Here is an 18,672-nt window from a genome sequence, read left to right as displayed (position 1 = left end):
GGCCAGGGGGGCGGTGCCTCGCGTCTTTTCTTGCGTCGGCGGCGCGGCCGCGGCGGCGTGCCGCGAGCGCGTTCCGGGGCCGCCATGGGGCGAGCCGCGCATGGCCCGCGACGCGGAGGAGCGCCCGGCGGGCCCCAGCACGCCCGGCACGCCGCTGAGCGACGAGTTGGAGCGCGAGTCCAGGTCCGCGTCCTCCGCGAGCTGGTCCAGCTTCGCCGGGTCCGTCTCATGGGCGATGCGGTCCGCGTAGAGCTCCCGCAGGAAGGCGGACAGGTGCGCGCTGCTGGAGGGCAGCCGCAGGTTGAGCGTGTAGTCCTCCAGCGCCAGCCGGAAGGCGCCGCAGTCCGGGTAGCGCTGGTCCGGCGAGGGCGCCAGCGCCTTGAGCACCACCTCGTCCAGGCCCGGCGGCAGGCGCGGGTTGAGCTGCGACGGCCGCGGCACCTGGCAGTCCTTCACCAGCCGCAGCGTCATCATGTCCGACTCGCCCTTGAAGAGGCGCTTGCCGGTGAGCAGCTCCCACATGACGACGCCCAGCGCGAACAAGTCGCTGCGCGCGTCGATGGCGAGCCCGCTGGCCTGCTCCGGGGACATGTACGGGTACTTGCCCTTGAGGACGCCGGTGGCCGTGTTCTGGCTGCTGGTGGCCGCCTTCGCCACGCCGAAGTCGATGACCTTCACCCCGCCGTCGAAGCCGACCAGGATGTTCTGCGGCGACACGTCGCGGTGCACCAGCCGCAGCGGCTTGCCCTGGGCGTCACGCGCCTGGTGCGCGTAGTCCAGCCCGGCGGCCGCGTCCGCGATGATGCGGAGGATGAGCCCCACCGGCAGCGGCTTGCCCTGCGCGCGGGACGTCTTGTCCAGGCGGCGCACGTCGTCGCCCTGCACGTACTCCATCGCCAGGCAGTGGCGCCCCTCAATCTCTGTCAAGTCGAGGATGGTGATGAGGTTGGGGTGCGTCAGGCGCGCGACCAGCCCCGCCTCATCCAGGAACATGGCGAGGAACTCGTCGTCCTCCGCGAGGTGGGGAAGGATGAGCTTGAGGACGACAAGCCGCTCGAACCCCGTCCCATGTTCGCGGGCCAGGAACACCTGCCCCATTCCCCCAGAGGCAATCTTGCGCAGCAGCTCGTACTTACCGAATGGCACAGCCATGTGTGCTCGACAGGATATCGCTCTTTCTTACCTCGTGGGAATTGCTCAGTCGCGAATTACCCCACAAGGTTGGAGGCAAGCAGGCAGGCGGGCGTGCGGCGCCTGCCCGGCTTCCAGGGGGCTCAGGCCTTCATCTTGTAGCCAGAGCGCAGCACGGCGTAGGTGAGCGCGGTGGCCACCACGGCGACGGCGAAGAGGATGCTCCCGCCGCCCAGGGGCGAATAGATGCTGCGGCCGAGCATCCCGTAGCGCAGCCCCTCCACCATGTAGACCATGGGGTTGAAGAGGCTGACGGTGTTCCAGGGCGCGGGCAGCTCGCGCACGGAATAGAAGACGCCGCCCAGGAAGGTGAGGGGCAGCATGACGAAGGTGGGGAAGAAGTTGATCTGCTCGAACTTCTCCGCCCACACCGCCGCGAGCAGGCCCAGCACGCTGAAGACGTAGGACGACAGGACGAGGAAGTACACGGCCACGCCCGCGTGCTCCAGGCTGAAGCCGGTGAAGAAGGTGGCCACGGCCCAGGTGAGCAGGCCCACCACGAGCCCGCGCACCATGGCGCCGCCGATGAAGCCCGCCATCAGCTCACCGGGGCCCAGCGGGGCCACCAGCAGGTCCACCACGGTGCCCTGAATCTTGGTGATGAACAGCGACGAGGAGCTGTTGAGGAAGGCGTTGTTGGCGATGCCGAGGAACACGAGCCCCGGCACGATGAAGTGCAGGTACGGCAGGCCCTCCACCGTCTGGACGCGGCTCGACATGGAGACGCCGAAGACGATGAAATACAGCGTGGTGCTGATGAGGGGCGACAGGACGGTTTGCCCCGGCACTCGCATGAAGCGCCGGACCTCCTTCGCCAGAAGGGTCTTCATCCCAAGGACGTTCATGATGAGGGCTCAGGCGGCCTGCTGGGGGCGGCCACGGAGGATTTCGATGAGCACGTCCTCCATGCGAGAGCGGCGCGTCTCCACGTCGGAGATGAGCTGCCCTTCGGCGTAGAGGGCGCGGAGCAGCTCGCCGGACGGGGCGCAGCCGTCGCGCTCCACGTAGGTGAGGGTGCGGCCGTCCTCGCTGAGGCGGGCGGCGAAGCGCTTGCCGGCCTCGGACAGGCCCGGCTGCGGCTGCTCGAAGGTGATGATGACGCGGCGCTCGCCGAAGCGGCGCAGCAGGGTGGCCTTCTCCTCCACCATCAAGAGGCGGCCCTCGTTGATGATGCCCACGCGGTCGGCCAGCTCCTCGGCCTCTTCCAGGTAGTGCGTGGTGAGGACGATGGTGGTGCCCTCCGAGGCGAGCTTGCGTACATAGGTCCACAAGTCCCGGCGCAGCTCCACGTCCACGCCGGCGGTGGGCTCGTCGAGGAAGACGAGGCGGGGCTTGTGCACCAGCGCCTTGGCGATGAGCAGCCGACGCTTCATGCCGCCGGACAGCGCGCGGGTGTACGCGTCCTTCTTCGCGTGCAGGTTGAGGGCGGTGAGCACCTCGTCGATGCGCGCCTCATCCGCGGGGCGGCCGTAGAAGCCCAGCTGGATGCGCAGGGACTCGGCCACGGTGAAGAACGGGTCGAAGTTGATTTCCTGCGGCACCAGCCCGATGTCGTAGCGCGGGCCCACCGGGTCCTGGTCCAGGTCCTTGCCGAAGACGCGGATGCTGCCGGAGGACTTCTTCACCAGGCCGCAGACGCTGCCAATCATCGTCGTCTTGCCCGCGCCGTTGGGGCCCAGCAAGGCGAAGATTTCCCCGGGACGGATGGTGAGGTCCACGGTGTGAAGTGCCGTGAACTCTCCGTAACGCTTGGAGAGTCCCTGGAGTTCGAGAGCGGGGGCGGACATGGCGCGCTTCCTGTAACACCTCCGCTCGCGCGGCGCTCGGCTTGTGTGCCTGGGACGGGCGGATGCGAGGACAGGGTGGGCCGACGGGCCGCCGGGCCGGGAGGTTCGGGGGACCCAGGTCTGGAGCGTGCCACGTGCCTTCGGACGCGACGCTCCTGCCTCGTCGTGACAGGCAACAGGCGGGTGGTCAGTCCGGTGCGCGTGATTACCAGTCGAGCGCTTCGGGGACCTGCGCGAACAGGACGAGTAGCTGGGGAACGGACGCGTGCTGACGCTTCATTTCGACCCAGACCGACGGGTGTTGTCGGACCTGCAGGTGCTTCTTGAGTTGGTCGAGGTGGGACTGCGGCATCCCGGCCGACTTGTCACGGAGGTAGCACTTCAGGTGGGCCAGGTAGTCCAGGTAGGCGGCGCGCCGTGCTTGTGGAAGCCAGTCCCGGGTGTTCAGTTGGAGCTCGCGAATCGTGTACTCAGCGCGCGCGTGCTCCACGGTCCCCGCCTTCGCGCGCGGGCAGGAAGAAGAAGGTATCGAGCAGGTCCAGGTGGAGGTAGTCCGTCGGATCCTCGACCCGGGGATCGATGAACACGACATCGCCCATTGCCGGGGGGACGACAGGGGCGTTCCTCGCCCGGTTCACCTGGGTCAGCACTCCGGTTTCGTGGGCGAAGACCGCGAAGTGATCGTTCTTGCGCAGGTTGCAGGTGCTGCACGCGTAGAGGTAGTTCATCCATGCGAAGACGCACTCTGGATAGAGCGACTTGGGACGGAAGTGCTCCACCTGGTCAGCGACGGAGTCTTCGCAGTAGGCGCACCTGCGGGCTCCCGAGCACATCTTCGTCAACGTCACCTTGACGTCATCGAAGATGGGGTTCCCCTTCTTGTTGAGGGAGGAGAAGCGCTGCTTCGCATGCTTGACGCGTTCCGGATACGAGGGATGCGCGTCGACTGACTGCTGGTAGCCCACGAGGCCGGCATGGGTTTCAACGGCAAGTGGGATGTCTGGCAGGCGAATCACTTCGACGCATCCTCCAGGTTCGCGGTGGGGAGGGCGCTGGCGGCGGTGGGGACACGCGCGCGGAGTGTCTCCCGGCGCGTGCGTTCCTCTTCCGTCAGTCCCTCGGCCAGCTCCTTCTGGTTGAGAATCGCGAGCTGCTCGAGCTGTTCGATGGCCTCGGGGGAGCGAGTAGAGACGTCGCCGAAGACGCCTGTGCTGTAGGCGTCCAGGACATTCCCGTAGAGGAGCCTGTCCCTGGCGAGCCCCGTGACCATGCCTGCCTCTTCGTCGCTCCCAGGTCGAGGCAGGCGGAAGATGCTGCCCACGGTCGCGGCCTGACAGATGAGGGGGCTGTGGGTCGTGACGATGAACTGGATGTTCGGGAAGTGTTCGCGGAACCAGCGCCCCACTCGGCGCTGCCAGGTGGGATGGAGATGGACATCGATCTCGTCGATGAGGACGACGCCAGGTGCCAGCACGGTCGTCGCGTCGTTCGGCGCGAAGAGGTGTTCGGCACCATAGGCCTTCGCGAGCTGGCGGATGAGTTCGAACGTCATGCTCAGGATGGAGCGATAGCCATCGCTGAGGTTCTCGACGGGGACCTCGCATCCGTTGCCGTCGACGAAGCGGACGCCCTTCGAGGAGATGGTGTCCAGACGCGCTTCATGGGGGAGGAAATCGGGCTGGTTGATGAATTCCTTGAGCGCCGCGAGCAGCGCGCCTTCGTCTCCGCCCTCCAGACGCTTGAACTCAAGCAGCTTGAGCCACTCCAGGCACTCCGTGAGCGCGACCGATTCTCCAAAGACGGACAGGTGCCGGGCCAGCTTGGGATTGGAGAAGAAGAGCTTCTCCTGGTCTTTGTCTCCACCCGTGAAGCGGCGGAACGGGCCATAGGAGGCGCAGAACCAGCCCTGGCCCTCTCCCCAGACGGTTCGGTGCGGATCGCGGCCGATGCCTCCGGCCGAGAGCTGGACATGCTCGGCGTTGGTGCCATGCCGCAGCAGCATCAATTCAGCCTGCAAGTCGACGGTCTTCGGCGACTTTCCGCTCTCCGCGTAGTCGTCCCACTCCTTATCCCTGCGCAGGGTGAGGCGAATCGCGCCGGACTCCGAGCCCCATCGAAGCCATTCGTTCCAGTCTTGACGGAGGGCAATGGCTTCGGACGGCCCCACCATGGCGAGCGCGATGGCCCTCAGGACCGAGCTCTTGCCCGCGCCGTTATCCCCGATGATGACGTGCCATCCCGCCAGCGTTGGCGCTGGCTCCGGTTCCCAGCTCAGCCCGGCGAGCGAGCGGACGTTTTCGATGGTCACTTGCTTCAGGTACATGGTGCAGGAGCACGCCTGAAACCTGGGGCGGGGTCAACCAGGTCGTCGCGCAGCCGGCTTTCATCGGAGCGCTGTGGATACAAGGGCTGGGGCTCTGGTTCGCGCGGCCTGCGAGGACGCATCATCGGGACATCTTGGCTTCATTCGGCGCCTGGCTCTCGGTGGAGCGTCCGCTGACGGCTGGTGGCACCGTTCGCTTTCCCACGCCTGCTAGGCGGGCCAAGAGGGGACGGCTTGTCCCGGGCTGCTCCCAGCCGCCAGGGCCGGTCGTTCGAGCCCCACGAGGTTGGGGGACGCTCTCACCTTGAGTGCGCTGTTGCACCCTGGTATCCGCAGAGCCCCTCACTCCGCCTCAAAGCAGGAAGGCCCAGATGGCCCAGAATTTCATCTTCACGATGCAGGACCTGCGCAAGGTCAAGAACAGCAAGGAGATCCTCAAGGGCATCTACCTCTCGTTCTTCCCCGGCGCGAAGATTGGCGTCATCGGTCCCAACGGCTCCGGCAAGTCGACGCTGCTGCGCATCATGGCGGGCGTGGACACGGAGTTCTTCGGCGTCGCCAAGCCGGACCCCAGCGCCAAGGTCGGCTACCTGGCGCAGGAGCCGCAGCTCGACACCTCGCTCGACGTGAAGGGCAACGTGGAGCTGGGCCTGAAGGAGATTCGCGGCACGCTGGACCGCTTCAACGAGGTCAGCGCGAAGTTCGCCGAGCCCATGAGCGACGCGGAGATGGAGAAGCTGTTGGCCGAGCAGGGCCGGCTGCAGGACGCCATCGACGCGGTGAACGGCTGGGAGCTGGACCGCACGATTGAAATGGCCATGGACGCGCTGCGCCTGCCTCCGGGTGACGCGGACGTGACGAAGCTGTCCGGTGGTGAGAAGCGCCGCGTGGCGCTGTGCCGCATCCTGCTGGAGAAGCCGGACCTGCTCCTGCTGGACGAGCCCACCAACCACCTGGACGCGGAGAGCGTCGCGTGGCTGGAGCAGGCGCTCAAGGAGTACAAGGGCACCATCGTCTGCATCACCCACGACCGGTACTTCCTGGACAACGCGGCCGAGTGGATTCTGGAGCTGGACCGCGGCGAGGGCGTGCCCTGGAAGGGCAACTACTCCAGCTGGCTGGAGCAGAAGCAGAAGCGCCTGGAGCTGGAGGAGAAGTCGGAGAGCCACCGCCAGAAGACTCTCAAGCGCGAGCTGGAGTGGGTGCGCGCCTCCCCCAAGGCCCGTCAGGCCAAGAGCAAGGCGCGCATCGCGGCCTACGAGGAGCTGCTCAACCAGTCGCAGGACAAGCGCGACGCGACGGGCGAGGTCATCATTCCGCCTGGGCCGCCGCTGGGCGGGCTCGTCATCGAAGCCAAGGGCCTGCGCAAGGCCTACGGCGACCGGCTGCTCATCGACGACCTGAGCTTCAAGCTGCCGCCGGGCGGCATCGTGGGCGTCATCGGTCCCAACGGCGCGGGCAAGACGACGCTGTTCCGGATGATGACGGGCGTGGAGTCACCGGACGCGGGCGAGCTGCGCATCGGCGAGACGGTGAAGCTGGCCTACGTGGACCAGAGCCGCGACGCGCTGGACGGCGACAACACGGTATTCCAGGAGGTGAGCGGCGGGCTGGACCACCTGGACCTGGGCAAGGCGGGGCAGGTGCCCAGCCGCGCGTACCTGGCGGGCTTCGCCTTCAAGGGCCAGGACCAGCAGAAGCGGGTGAAGGACCTGTCCGGCGGTGAGCGCAACCGCGCGCACCTGGCGAAGATGCTCAAGAGCGGCGGCAACCTGCTGCTGCTCGACGAGCCCACCAACGACCTGGACGTGGAGACGCTGCGCAGCCTGGAGGACGCGCTGCTGAGCTTCGCGGGCTGCGCGGTGGTCATCAGCCACGACCGCTGGTTCCTGGACCGCATCGCCACGCACATCCTCGCGTTCGAGGGCGACAGCAAGGCGTTCTTCTTCGAAGGCAACTTCGAGGACTACGAGGCGGACAAGAAGAAGCGCCTGGGCCCCGAGGCCCTGGAGCCGCACCGCATCCGCTACCGCCCGATTACGAAGAGCTGAGCCGCTGCATGCCCGGAGCCACCGTACCGTGAGGTGCGGTGGCTCCACGGTGCTTCAGCAGATGTCCAGGCAGTCCACCGTGTAGAACGGCGTCACGTCCTCGGTGTTGTAGCAATCCGGGTTCGCGCAGGAGCAGTGCAGCGTCATCACGTACTCCGTGAGCGCCTCGTCGTTGTAATACGTGTACGTACAGGCCAGGTTGAACGACTCGGCCTCGGCGGTGGGCGTGTAGCCCAGACCGCCGACGACAACCCCCGCGGGAACCGCCAGCACCGCGACCGCCATGAGCAGCTTCTTCATGTCTCTCTCTCCTGTGTCAGGGCCGGTACTCCCAGTGCCAGGGCTCGGACGGGACGGTGCGCACGAAGCCGTAGTTCTTCGCGTTGTTGGCCAGCCACCGGTACGTCGAGGTGCCCGTGCCGCCCGTGTTGATGTCCACCGCGATGCCGCCCTGGTGGTTGGAGTAGCCCGGAGGCGCGGCCAGGTTGCCCGTGCCGTTCTTGTACGCGCGGTACAGCGCTTCCTGCTCCGCCATGCTGCGGAAGCCGCTGTTCACCTTCAGGGTGATGCCCTGCGCCCGCGCCGCCGCGTGCATGCGGTTGAACGCCGCCGCCGCGTCCGAGCGCATCTCCTTGCCGTTGGGGACGGGCGAGAGCGAAATCTGCCGCGGCTGCCCGTTCACATAGCCCGTGACGACCCGGCCGCCGCCGCCGCCCGGGTTGGTGACGGGCCCCTGCACGTTGATGCCCAGCTTGTCCCACGTCTTGGGCCCGACGATGCCGTCCGCCACCAGACCACGGGACTGCTGGAAGGCCTTCACCGCCGACAGCGTCTGGGGGCCGAACACGCCGTCCGCCGTGCCCGACTTGAAGCCCAGCACGTTGAGCCGCTGCTGGAGCGCACGCACCGGCTCACCCCGCGCGCCGTTGCGCAGCGTGGGACCCGAGCCGCCCGCGCCGCCCGCCGCGTTGAGCGCGCTCCACGTCTTGGGACCGACGATGCCGTCGACCTGCAGCCCACGCGCCCGCTGGAAGGACTGCACCGCCGCCTGCGTCTTCGGACCGAACACGCCGTCCGACGCCCCCGGGTTGAAGCCCGCGGCCCGGAGCTTGTTCTGGAGCTGCGTCACGGCCGCGCCGCGCGCGCCACTGCGCAGCGTGGGCGAGGCGGAACGGGACGCGCTGCTGGACGCAGCAGCGGAGGTGCGGGCAATGGCTACCATGGGGGGACTCTTCCCTGAGAAGAAGAATGGAGTTGGACCCATTTTCCCAACCGCTCAAAGAAAGTTGCCTGGGATTCCGTCAAATCCGCGTGTCAATCCATGCGAGCGCTCATGATTGAGCTGCATTTCATGGCGCGACGGAAAAGTTGCGCCAAGGTGACAGTGGGCAGACGGGAGTCGTGGCATTCATTGTTGTTGAAATTCTCCGCCTTCGTCGTCTGGTTTGTCATTGACCGACATGGGTGTGGCGGGGTCGCAGATAAGGCGCGCAGGTCGCACCCCTGGCGTGAAGCGGCACGGGCAAGCCCCAGGTCCACCGCCCGGCGGCCAATCAGGCTTGACGGGAAAACGCCCGGGAAGGCCGTTTCATAGAGAAAATCTCAGGTTCCTGAAGGAACAACCTTGGGAAGTGTCCCGCCGGCAGGCTGTTCTAGTCCGGTCGGGACAATAAGTGGCCGAGGAAGCTTGCATTCGTCCCGCGCTGCTGAATGTTGTCCCCAAGGTTTTTTCTAGGGAGAGAGAGCGTCATGAAGGGAAGCTTCGCCAAGCGCATCACACTGTTCGTACTGACCAACCTCGCGGTGGTCGCGATGCTGGCGATCGTCGGGCAGCTCATCGGGGTGGAGAACCTGCTCGCCCGCCGCGGGGTGGGGCTGAACCTGCCGGGCTTGCTCATCATGGCGGCGGTGATGGGCTTCGGCGGCGCCATCTTCTCGCTGCTCATCTCCAAGTGGATGGCGAAGTGGAGCACGGGGGCGAAGGTCATCACGGCGCCGCGCTCGGAGGACGAGCGCTGGCTGCTGGAGACGGTGCGCCGGCTGGCCCGCGACGCGGGCATCGGCATGCCCGAGGTGGCCGTCTACGACAGCCCGGACATGAACGCCTTCGCCACGGGCGCCAGGCGCAACAGCGCCCTGGTCGCGGTGTCCACCGGCCTGCTCCATGGCATGAAGCGGGACGAGGTGGAGGCCGTGCTCGGCCACGAGGTGGCCCACGTGGCCAACGGTGACATGGTGACGCTCACGCTGCTGCAGGGCGTGCTCAACACCTTCGTCATCTTCCTCAGCCGCGTGGTGGGCTTCTTCGTGGACCGCTTCCTCAGCCGCTCCGAGGATGGCGAGGAGAGCAGCGGCTCGGGTCCGGCCTACTTCATCACCAGCATCGTGCTCCAAATCGTGTTCGGTATCGGCGCCAGCATGATTGTCGCCTGGTACAGCCGCCGGCGTGAGTTCCGCGCGGATGACGGCGGCGCGCAGTTGGTGGACCCGGGCGCCATGGCGCGGGCGCTGAACCGTCTGCGCATGCAGCAGGGCGAGCCGGCCATGCTGCCGTCCAACATGCAGGCGTTCGGCATCCGGGGCGGCGGGATGATGGCGCTCTTCTCCAGCCACCCGCCGCTGGAGCTGCGCATCCAGCGCCTGATGGACGGCAGCTGGAAGCGCTGACGCGAGCGCGGCGGTGACACCGGCGCATGTCACGAATGAGTGACATGCGCCGGGCTGTTCTGTGACACGGCGAAGCGGCCCGTGACGGTGAGGCAACAACCCGGGCCCGTGCGTTGCGGCAGTGCATGCCGTCCTGTAACGGGAGCGCAAACTCGAGCCCGGGCGCGCTTTCGCGCCTTGCTGGCAGTTCCGCGCCGTCATGACCCCCACTGCTTCGTTCCGCGCTGCTCTCCAGGTCCTGTTGTCCGGCTCCGCGCTGCTCCTGGCGCCCCTTGCCCACGCGCGGCAGGAGGAGGCCGCGGCCCCGTCCGCCACCGAGCCGTCTTCCGCTCCCGAGCCCACGCCGACGGCGGTCCCCGAGGCCGCGCTGCCCGAGCCGGAGGCGAAGCCCGAGGCTGAGAAGAAGGAGCAGGCCTGGTATGACCGCATCCGCATCCGGGGCTACACGCAGATCCGCTACAACCGGCTGCCCAGCTTCCGGGTGAATGACGCCCTGGTGAACGACCAGGGTGACCGCTTCCTCGGCAAGAACACCGGCTTTGGCATCCGGCGCGCGCGCCTGGTGCTGTTCGGTGACGTCCACGACCGCGTGTCCATCTACCTCCAGCCGGACTTCGCGTCGGTCATCGGGGACCAGTACAACGTCAGCATCGTGCGGGACTGGTACGCGGACATCTTCCTGGACGCGAAGAAGGAGTTCCGGCTGCGCGTGGGCCAGTCCAAGGTGCCGTTCGGCTTCGAGAACCTCCAGTCCAGCCAGAACCGCCTCGCGCTGGACCGCAATGACGCCATCAACAGCGCCGTCAAAGACGAGCGCGACCTGGGCGTCTTCTTCTACTGGGCGCCCGCCGAAATCCGGAAGCGCTTCAAGTTCCTCGTCGACAACAACCTGAAGGGCTCGGGCGACTACGGCGTGGTCGGCTTCGGCGTCTACAATGGCCAGACGGCCAACCGCGCCGAGCGCAATGACACGCCGCATGGAGTCCTTCGCGTCACCTGGCCCTTCCTGTTCGGCTCGCAGTACGTGGAAGCGGGCGTGGGTGGCTACTATGGCCGCTTCGACCTCAATGCCTCGCCGCGTGACGGCGTGCCCTACGCGCTCGCCCGGGGCTCCGACATGGTGGACGCACGCGGCATCGTCAGCCTGGTCATCTACCCACAGCCGCTGGGCTTCCAGGCCGAGTTCAACCTGGGCCGCGGTCCCTCGGTGGGCGAGGGGCCCGTCGATGGCCTGCTCATCGACAGCCGCCAGCTCCGGGGCGGCTATGCGCAGCTCATGTACAAGCTGGACGGCGTGCTGGGCGTGTCCCTCATCCCCTACGTCCGGGGCACCCTCTATGACGGCGGCAAGAAGTTCGAGACGAACGCGCCGCTCTACGACGTGCGGGAGCTGGAGCTGGGCGCCGAGTGGCAAATCAACAAGGCCCTGGAGCTGACGGGCACCTACCTCATCTCGGACCGCACCTCGTCCCGCTACCCGTACCTCCAGCAGCAGGGACACGTGACGCGCGTCCAGCTCCAGTTCAATTACTGAGCAACTCAAGCTGCCGCCGCGGGGTGTCAGTCATCACCCCTCGGCTGGTGCGTTGCGTCAGGGTTTGTTCATGAATACTGGATTTGGACGCTGAGGCTGTTGTTTCGCGGCTTGAGCAACTTTCGGACATTGATCCGGAAAATCATGGAGGCGTCTGACTTACTTCGCCCCCCATGGAGCCGTCGATGACTGGCAGCAACTCCTACCGAATCCGTCAGGGAGATACGCTCAGCGCCATTGCCCGGCGCAACAACACCAGCGTGGATGCGCTGGCGCGAGCCAACAACATCCAGAGCCCGGACCGCATCCAGGCGGGCAGGACGCTCGTCATCCCGGGCGCCAACGACGGCTTCGAGGCCAACGCGCCGCGTCCGATGCCGCGCCCGGCCAACCGCCCGGCGGAGACGTCACAGAACGGTGACAGCTTTGAGCCTGGCTCCACGCAGGATACCGTGGCGCAGGGCGTCACGCCGGCGGGCACGGCTGGGGTGTCTGGCACCCAGAATGGCTATCGCAACATCGACCTGACGGCCTTCCGCCAGGGCGGGACAAACTCCGAGTCCGCCATTGTCGTTGGCACCTCGGAAGGCAACCGCACGCCGAACGGTGGCTTCACGGCGAGCTTCGGGGGCCACACCGACCCGGGCAATGCCAGGCACAACCGCGGCTCGTTCTCTTATCAGGGGAGCGGCGCGAACTCGCCGTCGCACGCGGACGAAATCTGGAACCGCGAGCTGGGCCGCGTCACGCCGCAGTACCAGCGCGCCGCCGAGCGCGCGGGCCTGGACCCGAACAACGCGCTGCTGGCCTCCACCTTCTACGACTTGCACACGCAGTCGCCCCGCGCGGCGCAGAACTTCCTCAACCGCGAGCTGCCCAGGCTGGCGCAGGACCCGCGTGGCGTGACGCCCGAGGCGCTGGTCGACGCGCGCGTGAATGCGTTCCGCAGGGACGACGGGCAGCTCAGCGCCTCCGGCTTCAACCACGACGAGCAGCGCCTGCGCGCCGACCAGACCCGGCGCGAGACGGCGCTGGTCCGGGCCCTGGACGCGCGCGGCTACCGCGATGGTGGCGGCGCCGTGACGAACCCGCCCATCCCGCAGCCGCGCCCGGAGAACCTCCAGGCGTCCGGCACCGCCGAGCTGCCCGCCGAGGCGCCCATCCCGCGCCCGCGCCCGGAGAACCTCACGGCCGGCACCGCCGAGCTGCCCGCCGAGGCGCCCATCCCGCGCCCGCGCCCGCGCCCGGAGAACCTCACGGCCGGCACCACCGAGGGCGCGACGCCCACCGACCTGAACGACACGGCCGAAATCGCGCCCGCGGCGGACCGCCCGGCGGTGCAGACGGCCACGCCGTGGGTCAGCCAGTACAACGCGGCGAGGGTGGAGCGCGCCGGCGACAAGGCCTGCTTCCGCGCCGCGGTGGTGATGGCCGCGGGCGCTGGGGCCACCGTCACGGGGCCGAACAACCGCATCCAGGTCGCCACGGGTGATGACCCCAACGGCGGCGTCACGGTGGACGCCGCGGCGGCGCGCCGGGGCCGTGAGTACATCGACGGCCAGCTCGACGCGGGCAGGCCTGTCGTCGTGGGCGTGGACCACCGCTCCGGCCGGAACTCGGACAACGTGGACGGCATCACCGACCACTTCGTGGTGATTACGGGCCGCGGCACGGACGAGCAGGGCCGCACGTACTACACATTCCACGACCCGGCGACGAACCACGAGCAGCGCGGCGCGGACACCAACCCCAACAACCGCTTCTACGTGGACCAGGACACCGGCAACCTCTACCGGGAGGGCCCCACCACGGGCAACGTCGTCCAGCGGCACTTCGAAGTGTCGATGGTCCGGCCGAACGCCTAGTCGTTTCGCGGGGTGACGGGCAGGGAGCTGGGAAGCCCTGATTCCAGGCGTCTCCGGGGCGGGAAGGAGTGACTTCCCGCCTCCGGGCGTTCAGTCAGGAACTGGGCGCGGGCGCGCGGCGCGTTATGGTCGCCTGTGCCCCGAGGAGCCATGAACTTCGTCTTCATCTCCCCCCACTTCCCTCCGCATTACTTCCACTTCATCTCCGCGCTGCGGGAGCGGGGCGTCACGGTCCTGGGCATCGGTGACGCGTCCTACGAGTCGCTCCGTCCCGAGCTGAAGGAGTCCCTGCACGAGTACTTCTTCATCCCCAGCCTGATGGATGAGGAGGCGCTCACCCGCGCGGCGGGCTACCTCACGTGGCGGCACGGCCGCATCCACCGCATCGACTCGCTCAACGAGTCCTGGCTGGAGGTGGAGGCGCGCCTGCGTGGGGACTTCAACGTGCCGGGCCTGCAGCCCGCGGACATCCACCGGCTGCGCTCCAAGTCCGGCATGGCGGAGGTGTTCCACGAAGCGGGCGTGCCGCACCCGGACCTCATCCGCGTCCGGGACGCCGCGCAGGTGAAGGCGTTCGCCGCGCGCGTGGGCTACCCGCTGGTGCTCAAGCCGGACGTGGGCGTGGGCGCCGCCAACACCTTCAAGGTGGCCAGCGACGCGGAGGTGGACGCGGCCCTGTCCCATCCGCTGCCCACCACCTACGTGGCGCAGCCCTTCGTGCGCGGCACCATCGTCACCTACGACGGCATCGTGGACCGGCACGGCGTCATCGTCTTCAGCCTCAGTCACGAGTACAGCGACGGCGGCATGGAGACGGTGGTGGAGCAGCGCGACATCTCCTTCTGGAGCCACAAGGAGATTCCCCCCGCGCTGGACGTGCTGGGCCGGCAGGTGGTGGCCGCCTTCGGCCTGCGCGAGCGCTGGTTCCACCTGGAGTTCTTCCGGCTGCCGGATGGCCGCTTCGTGGTGCTGGAGGCCAACCTGCGGCCGCCCGGCGGCTTCATGGTGGACATGATGAACTACACGTGTGACATCGACGTGTACCGGCTCTGGGCGCGGGTGGTGACGGGCGACCCGGTGGCGGACTTTCGCTTCACGCCGCGCTACCACGTCTGTCACAGCGCGCGCCGCAAGTCCCGCCGCTACCGGCACCCGCACGCGGACGTGGAGGCGAAGCTGGGCAGCTCGCTCATCCTCCACCGCGAGCTGCCGAGCATCTACCACAGCCTCCTGGGCGAGGAGATGTACCTCACCCGCCACACGGACATGGACGCCCTGCGGGACACGGTGCGCTTCATCCAGGACAAGGCCTGACGAGCGCGCTCAGCGCTCCGTCCAGGTGAGCTGGTAGGTGGTGCTGTCCGCGTCCTCGCGCAGGCGCGTCACGCGGGGGGACTCGGCGCCGCCCACGCGCAGCAGGGCTTCAAAGAGCGCCTCCGCGTAGCCGGGCGCGTTCAGCCGCGAGTTCATCCGCATGGCGTAGGTGGTGGGGCCCTGCTCCGTGAGCTCCACCTCCGTGTAGTTGTCGGTGGCGCGCAGCGTCTGCGGCAGGCGCTGCACCAGGCGGCGGGGGCCCAACAGCCGCATGACGCCATACACCGCGCGGCCCACGACGGTGCGCCCGTAGCCCTGCACGTGGCGCTCGGCGAGCTGGCGGAAGGCGTCCTCCCGGCGCAGGCCCGGAAAGGTCTCCTCGACGATGACGTCCAGGCACTTCTCCCACAGGAGCACCGGGTAGCCCGGCAGCAGCGGCCGGTCCAGGTCGATGCCGGCCTGCCGCAGCCGGTGCTTGAGGCGGGGCGACACGCCGCCGCGCAGCCCGTGCTCGAGCAGGCCCTCCACCACCTGGACGTAGACGAGCCGCTGCTCCAGGGGAACCGCCCCGCGGTGCTTCATGTGCGGCGCCTCACCCCAGCAGCCAGCGCATGGCGGAGGGCAGCCGCCGCTGCCAGTCCCGCTCGTGGTGCCCGCCGTGTGGATCCAACACCAGCGCCAGCTCGTGGTCCGCGTAGCCCAGGTGCTTGAGGTGCTCGTAGAAGGCGCGCGTGGATTCGCCGTAGTAGACGGGCACGCCGCTGGCGTCCGTGTACTCGTGGGCGCCCGCGTCCAGGTAGATGCGCGTCCAGCGGCGGCTGTGCGCCGTCCATGCGCCGAAGAGCTGGTTGGCGCCCCACGTCACGGTGGGGGACAGGGCGCCAATCCGGCCGAACACCTCCGGATGGCGGCACCCGAGGTAGAGCGAAATCAGGCCCCCCAGCGACGAGCCCATGGCGCCCGTCCACCGCGGCTCCGGCCGGGTGCGGTAGGTGCGGTCCACCAGCGGCTTGAGGTGCTCCACCAGGAAGCGGGAGTAGGCCTCGCCGCGCGCGTGAATCGGGCTGCGCGGTTCATTCCACGGCGAATAGTCGTGCACGCGCCCCTCGCCCGAATCCACGGCGACGATGAGCCACGGCTCCAGGCTTCCCTCGCCCACGCCGTGCTCCAACGCGACGTTGGCGCACCAGGTCTCGAAGAGGGCGGATTCGGGGTGGGCGAACACGTTCTGCCCGTCGTGCATGTACAGCACGGGGAACCGATGGCCCGGCATCGCATCGTATGCGTGGGGGGTATAGACGCGCACGGTGCGCGCGAAGCCCTCCTGGGGGGAGGGGAAGTCTCGGACGATGTGGACGTGGCCCATGGGAACCGGGTGCCAGCATACCTGGAGGCGGTGACAGGGCGGAAAGCGCTGGCCTCGGGGATGCACAGACGGCGGGCGGACCGCGGGGTGCTCCCATTCCGCGATTAAAGCAGTTTAATCTGGAGTTCCGCATGGAGCTGGAACACCCGCATCTGGCAGTCCTCCTGCTCACCACCGAGAGCGACTTGCGCGAGGCGCGCGAGGCCTTGGATGGCAGCGAGGAGTCACGCCTTCGTTACGTCTCCGCCCAGAGCCGCGCGGAGGCCGCGTACTTCCTGGCGTCGGACCTGCTGGAAGTCGACCCGCGCATGGGCCGGGCCTGACGCGCGCGTCCCGCCTTTGGACGGCGCGTCCGCGTGCCGGACGGCCCGCATGCAGGGGGCTGCTGTAGGGAATCGTGGTCCCGGATATGCACAAGGCGCGGCGCGTGCGTCGGGTGCTCTGGGTGGGATGGTGTTTGGGGTGGTGGCTGGCGGCGGGCGCGCTGCCCGCGCATGCCGCGCCGTATGAAGTGGAGCCCGAGTCCGTGGGTGCGCAGGACCTGCTCGCGCTCGTGGAAGAGGGCGCCATCTCCGCCGAGACGTTCTCCGCGCTGCTGACCCTGCGGCGGACGGGCGTGGACCTGGGGCTGGCGTCGCGTGCCTCGCTCTACGGCTTGCCGGGGCTGACGTACTCGGACGTGGATGCGCTGCTGCGCTCTCGGGGAGGAGGCAGCGCCGCGGGTGGCGCCTTGACGGAGGCTGCGTCGCGGCGGCTCTCGCCCTTCCTGGACGTGCGGACGCCGGGGCGGCTGTCGGGTGACGCGCGGTTGATGATGGCCTTCGCCGCGTCGGATGGACTGGCGCCACCGCTGGCGTTGCAGGTCCGCGCGGGAGGGCTGGCGGGGCTTCGGGTGGGGCTGCTGACGTCGCTGGCCCGGCGGACGCTGGAGCCTCCGCGGTGGGAGGCGCGGCGGCATGCCTTCGTGGTGGAGGCGCCCGGGACTTCCGTCATGTTGCCCAAGCTGTACGTGCAGTGGACGGGCGCGCGCGCGTCGCTGCTGGCCGGGACGTACCGGCTGGGCTTCGGACAGCGGCTCACGCTGGACACCACGGCGCTGCCGTCGCCTGACGGCTTCCTTCCTGACGACAACGTGCGTCCTCCGGCGGGCTTGGAGCGCGCGTGTCTGGTGGGCGGGGCGGGTTGCGAGCCAGAGGAGCGCCTGTCGGACGTCACCCCGGACTTCCGCTGGGACGAGGGCTTCCGGGGCATCGCGGGCACGGTGCGAGGCCCGCTGGGGACGGGGGCCGCGCTGTCGCTCACCGGCTTCGGCTCGTATCAGTCCCGCGCGCTGGCGCGGCATGCGGTGTTGGACCGCTCGCTGTGTTCGTCGTCTGGCCGTGGCGGCGTGTGCAAGGCGCCTGACGTCTGGGTGCGGGTGGCGGAGGGCCGGTGGGAGAAGCTCACGGCGCGGACGCTGACGGGGATGTTCCAGGAGCTGGCGGGCGGTGGCAACGCGACGCTGGCGCTGTCGTCGCGGAGCCATGTCGGGCTCACCGGTTGGGTGGCTCGGCCCGTGTGGGGGCAGGAAGGGGCGAAGCTCGACTTCCAGCCCACCGCCCGCTACCCGGCGGGCGGTGCCTTTGGCGCCTTCGGGCTCGACGCCGCGTGGGGGCGTGGCGCGCTGGACGTCTTCTTCGAAGGCACGCGCAGCTTCGATGCCGCGCCGGGGGGTGGCGGGGATTTTGGTGCGGTTCAGCGCACCGTGCTGTCAGGGGCGTCGCGCGAGTTGGAGCTGTCGCTGCGCTACTACGGGCGCGGTTTCGCCAACCCCTACAGCGGCGCGCCGTCAGGCCCGGATGCGCTGGAAGGCCTGCGCGTCCGCAACGAGTTGGGCGCCCGGCTGCGCTACCTCCACCGTGACGAAGGCGCGTGGCGGCTGCGGGGGCAGGTGGACGCCTGGACGCTGCCCGCGGATGGGGCGGCGGCTGGGAGCGCGGGCACGCTGCACGCGCGCGCCTCGGTGCGCGGGGACCTTCAGGTGCGGCCCTGGCTGCGGCCCTCGCTGCAGGTGGAGCTGCGCGACAATGGCGTGGGCGGAATGGGGGCGTGCGCGGATGGCTCGCGCTCCGAGCAGGAGGTGGCGGACCTGTGCGCCAGCGCGCGGTACGGCGTCACCGCCCGGGTGCGCTCCGACGTCGCGAAGGGGCTGACGATTTCGCTCCAGTACGGACATGCGCGCGTGCAGGCCCCGGAGACGAAGGGACTTCGTTACGACGCGCAGGCCGTGCTGGATGTCCGTGCCCAGCCGCTCGCGTCGCTGAAGTTGCATGGGCGGTTGGTGTGGAAGGACCAGGACGTCTCAGAGCGCAGCCGGCTCCAGCAGGAGCTGCGGACCGCGCTGGACGTCGCGTGGAGGGTGTCGAGCGCCGTGTCCGCCCGGGGCCGGTACGCGTGGGTGCTCGACTTGAAGGACGCGCGCGTGGCGCGTGTGCCACCCGACCCGCCGCGCCACCTCTTCCACCTGGAATGGGAGACGCGCTTTTGACGAAGTTGAATATGAGGGAGCAGGGCATGAAGGGCTGGGGCAGGTAC

The 18,672-nt window shown here is 68.6% G+C and carries 17 protein-coding genes; 7 read left to right on the top strand and 10 right to left on the bottom strand.

Annotation, left to right across the window (positions count from 1 at the left end):
• From G4D87_RS15225 to G4D87_RS15205, 6 genes are all read right to left on the bottom strand, one after another.
• Positions 1 to 1,152 (bottom strand): serine/threonine protein kinase (locus G4D87_RS15225; RefSeq protein WP_163782789.1); only part of this gene is annotated, 1,152 nt, incomplete at its 3' end.
• A gap of 122 nt (positions 1,153 to 1,274) precedes the next feature.
• Positions 1,275 to 2,021 carry an ABC transporter permease gene (locus G4D87_RS15220; protein ID WP_240358297.1) on the bottom strand — a complete coding sequence of 249 codons (747 nt, stop codon included), beginning with the start codon at positions 2,019 to 2,021 and terminating at the stop codon, positions 1,275 to 1,277.
• Positions 2,022 to 2,045: 24 nt separating this feature from the next.
• A complete protein-coding gene (locus G4D87_RS15215; protein WP_163782787.1) occupies positions 2,046 to 2,978 on the bottom strand; it encodes an ABC transporter ATP-binding protein in 933 nt (310 codons plus the stop codon).
• Positions 2,979 to 3,183: 205 nt separating this feature from the next.
• Complete coding sequence (locus tag G4D87_RS39405; RefSeq protein WP_240358296.1) at positions 3,184 to 3,468, bottom strand: hypothetical protein; 285 nt, start codon at positions 3,466 to 3,468, stop codon at positions 3,184 to 3,186.
• Positions 3,449 to 3,994: an HNH endonuclease family protein gene (locus tag G4D87_RS15210; RefSeq protein ID WP_240358295.1), complete on the bottom strand. Its 546-nt coding sequence runs from the start codon at positions 3,992 to 3,994 to the stop codon at positions 3,449 to 3,451. Before G4D87_RS15210 ends, G4D87_RS39405 begins: the two co-directional genes overlap by 20 nt.
• Positions 3,991 to 5,301 (bottom strand): AAA family ATPase, encoded by a 1,311-nt coding sequence (locus tag G4D87_RS15205; RefSeq protein ID WP_163782786.1) that lies wholly within the window; start codon positions 5,299 to 5,301, stop codon positions 3,991 to 3,993. The genes G4D87_RS15210 and G4D87_RS15205 overlap by 4 nt, the downstream gene beginning before the upstream one ends.
• Positions 5,302 to 5,672: 371 nt before the next feature.
• Here G4D87_RS15205 and ettA point away from each other — a divergent pair, with 371 nt between their 5' ends.
• Entirely contained in the window at positions 5,673 to 7,352 is a 1,680-nt protein-coding gene (ettA, locus tag G4D87_RS15200; protein WP_163782785.1) for an energy-dependent translational throttle protein EttA, read from the top strand.
• A gap of 54 nt (positions 7,353 to 7,406) precedes the next feature.
• Here ettA and G4D87_RS15195 read toward each other — a convergent pair whose 3' ends face one another.
• Together G4D87_RS15195 and G4D87_RS15190 are read right to left on the bottom strand one after the other, a co-directional pair.
• The gene (locus G4D87_RS15195) at positions 7,407 to 7,652 is read right to left on the bottom strand and encodes a hypothetical protein (protein ID WP_163782784.1); all 246 of its coding nucleotides are present in this window, start codon (positions 7,650 to 7,652) and stop codon (positions 7,407 to 7,409) included.
• A 16-nt stretch (positions 7,653 to 7,668) separates the two neighbouring features.
• Entirely contained in the window at positions 7,669 to 8,574 is a 906-nt protein-coding gene (locus tag G4D87_RS15190) for a peptidoglycan-binding protein (protein WP_163782783.1), read from the bottom strand.
• A gap of 527 nt (positions 8,575 to 9,101) precedes the next feature.
• On the opposite strand from G4D87_RS15190, the gene htpX reads away from it, so the two are divergent.
• The 4 genes from htpX to G4D87_RS15170 all read left to right on the top strand — a co-directional run bounded on the left by htpX (position 9,102) and on the right by G4D87_RS15170 (position 14,732).
• Entirely contained in the window at positions 9,102 to 10,019 is a 918-nt protein-coding gene (htpX, locus tag G4D87_RS15185) for a protease HtpX (RefSeq protein ID WP_163782782.1), read from the top strand.
• Between the two features lie 199 nt (positions 10,020 to 10,218).
• Positions 10,219 to 11,553 (top strand): porin, encoded by a 1,335-nt coding sequence (locus G4D87_RS15180; RefSeq protein WP_163782781.1) that lies wholly within the window; start codon positions 10,219 to 10,221, stop codon positions 11,551 to 11,553.
• A gap of 185 nt (positions 11,554 to 11,738) precedes the next feature.
• Complete coding sequence (locus tag G4D87_RS15175) at positions 11,739 to 13,418, top strand: LysM peptidoglycan-binding domain-containing protein (protein ID WP_240358294.1); 1,680 nt, start codon at positions 11,739 to 11,741, stop codon at positions 13,416 to 13,418.
• Positions 13,419 to 13,568: 150 nt separating this feature from the next.
• Complete coding sequence (locus tag G4D87_RS15170; protein WP_205507595.1) at positions 13,569 to 14,732, top strand: ATP-grasp domain-containing protein; 1,164 nt, start codon at positions 13,569 to 13,571, stop codon at positions 14,730 to 14,732.
• Between the two features lie 9 nt (positions 14,733 to 14,741).
• Here G4D87_RS15170 and G4D87_RS15165 read toward each other — a convergent pair whose 3' ends face one another.
• Positions 14,742 to 15,314 (bottom strand): DUF2378 family protein, encoded by a 573-nt coding sequence (locus G4D87_RS15165; protein WP_163782778.1) that lies wholly within the window; start codon positions 15,312 to 15,314, stop codon positions 14,742 to 14,744.
• 10 nt (positions 15,315 to 15,324) lie between these two features.
• Complete coding sequence (locus G4D87_RS15160) at positions 15,325 to 16,098, bottom strand: alpha/beta hydrolase (protein WP_163782777.1); 774 nt, start codon at positions 16,096 to 16,098, stop codon at positions 15,325 to 15,327.
• Positions 16,099 to 16,229: 131 nt separating this feature from the next.
• Between G4D87_RS15160 and G4D87_RS15155 the strand changes: the two genes are divergently transcribed.
• The gene (locus G4D87_RS15155; RefSeq protein WP_163782776.1) at positions 16,230 to 16,421 is read left to right on the top strand and encodes a hypothetical protein; all 192 of its coding nucleotides are present in this window, start codon (positions 16,230 to 16,232) and stop codon (positions 16,419 to 16,421) included.
• A gap of 74 nt (positions 16,422 to 16,495) precedes the next feature.
• The gene (locus G4D87_RS15150; RefSeq protein ID WP_163782775.1) at positions 16,496 to 18,625 is read left to right on the top strand and encodes a hypothetical protein; all 2,130 of its coding nucleotides are present in this window, start codon (positions 16,496 to 16,498) and stop codon (positions 18,623 to 18,625) included.
• The last annotated feature ends 47 nt before the right edge of the window (positions 18,626 to 18,672 follow it).

Source organism: Myxococcus vastator, assembly GCF_010894475.1.
Taxonomy (GTDB): Bacteria; Myxococcota; Myxococcia; order Myxococcales; family Myxococcaceae; genus Myxococcus; species Myxococcus vastator.
This window is presented reverse-complemented; position numbering and strand designations above follow the sequence as displayed.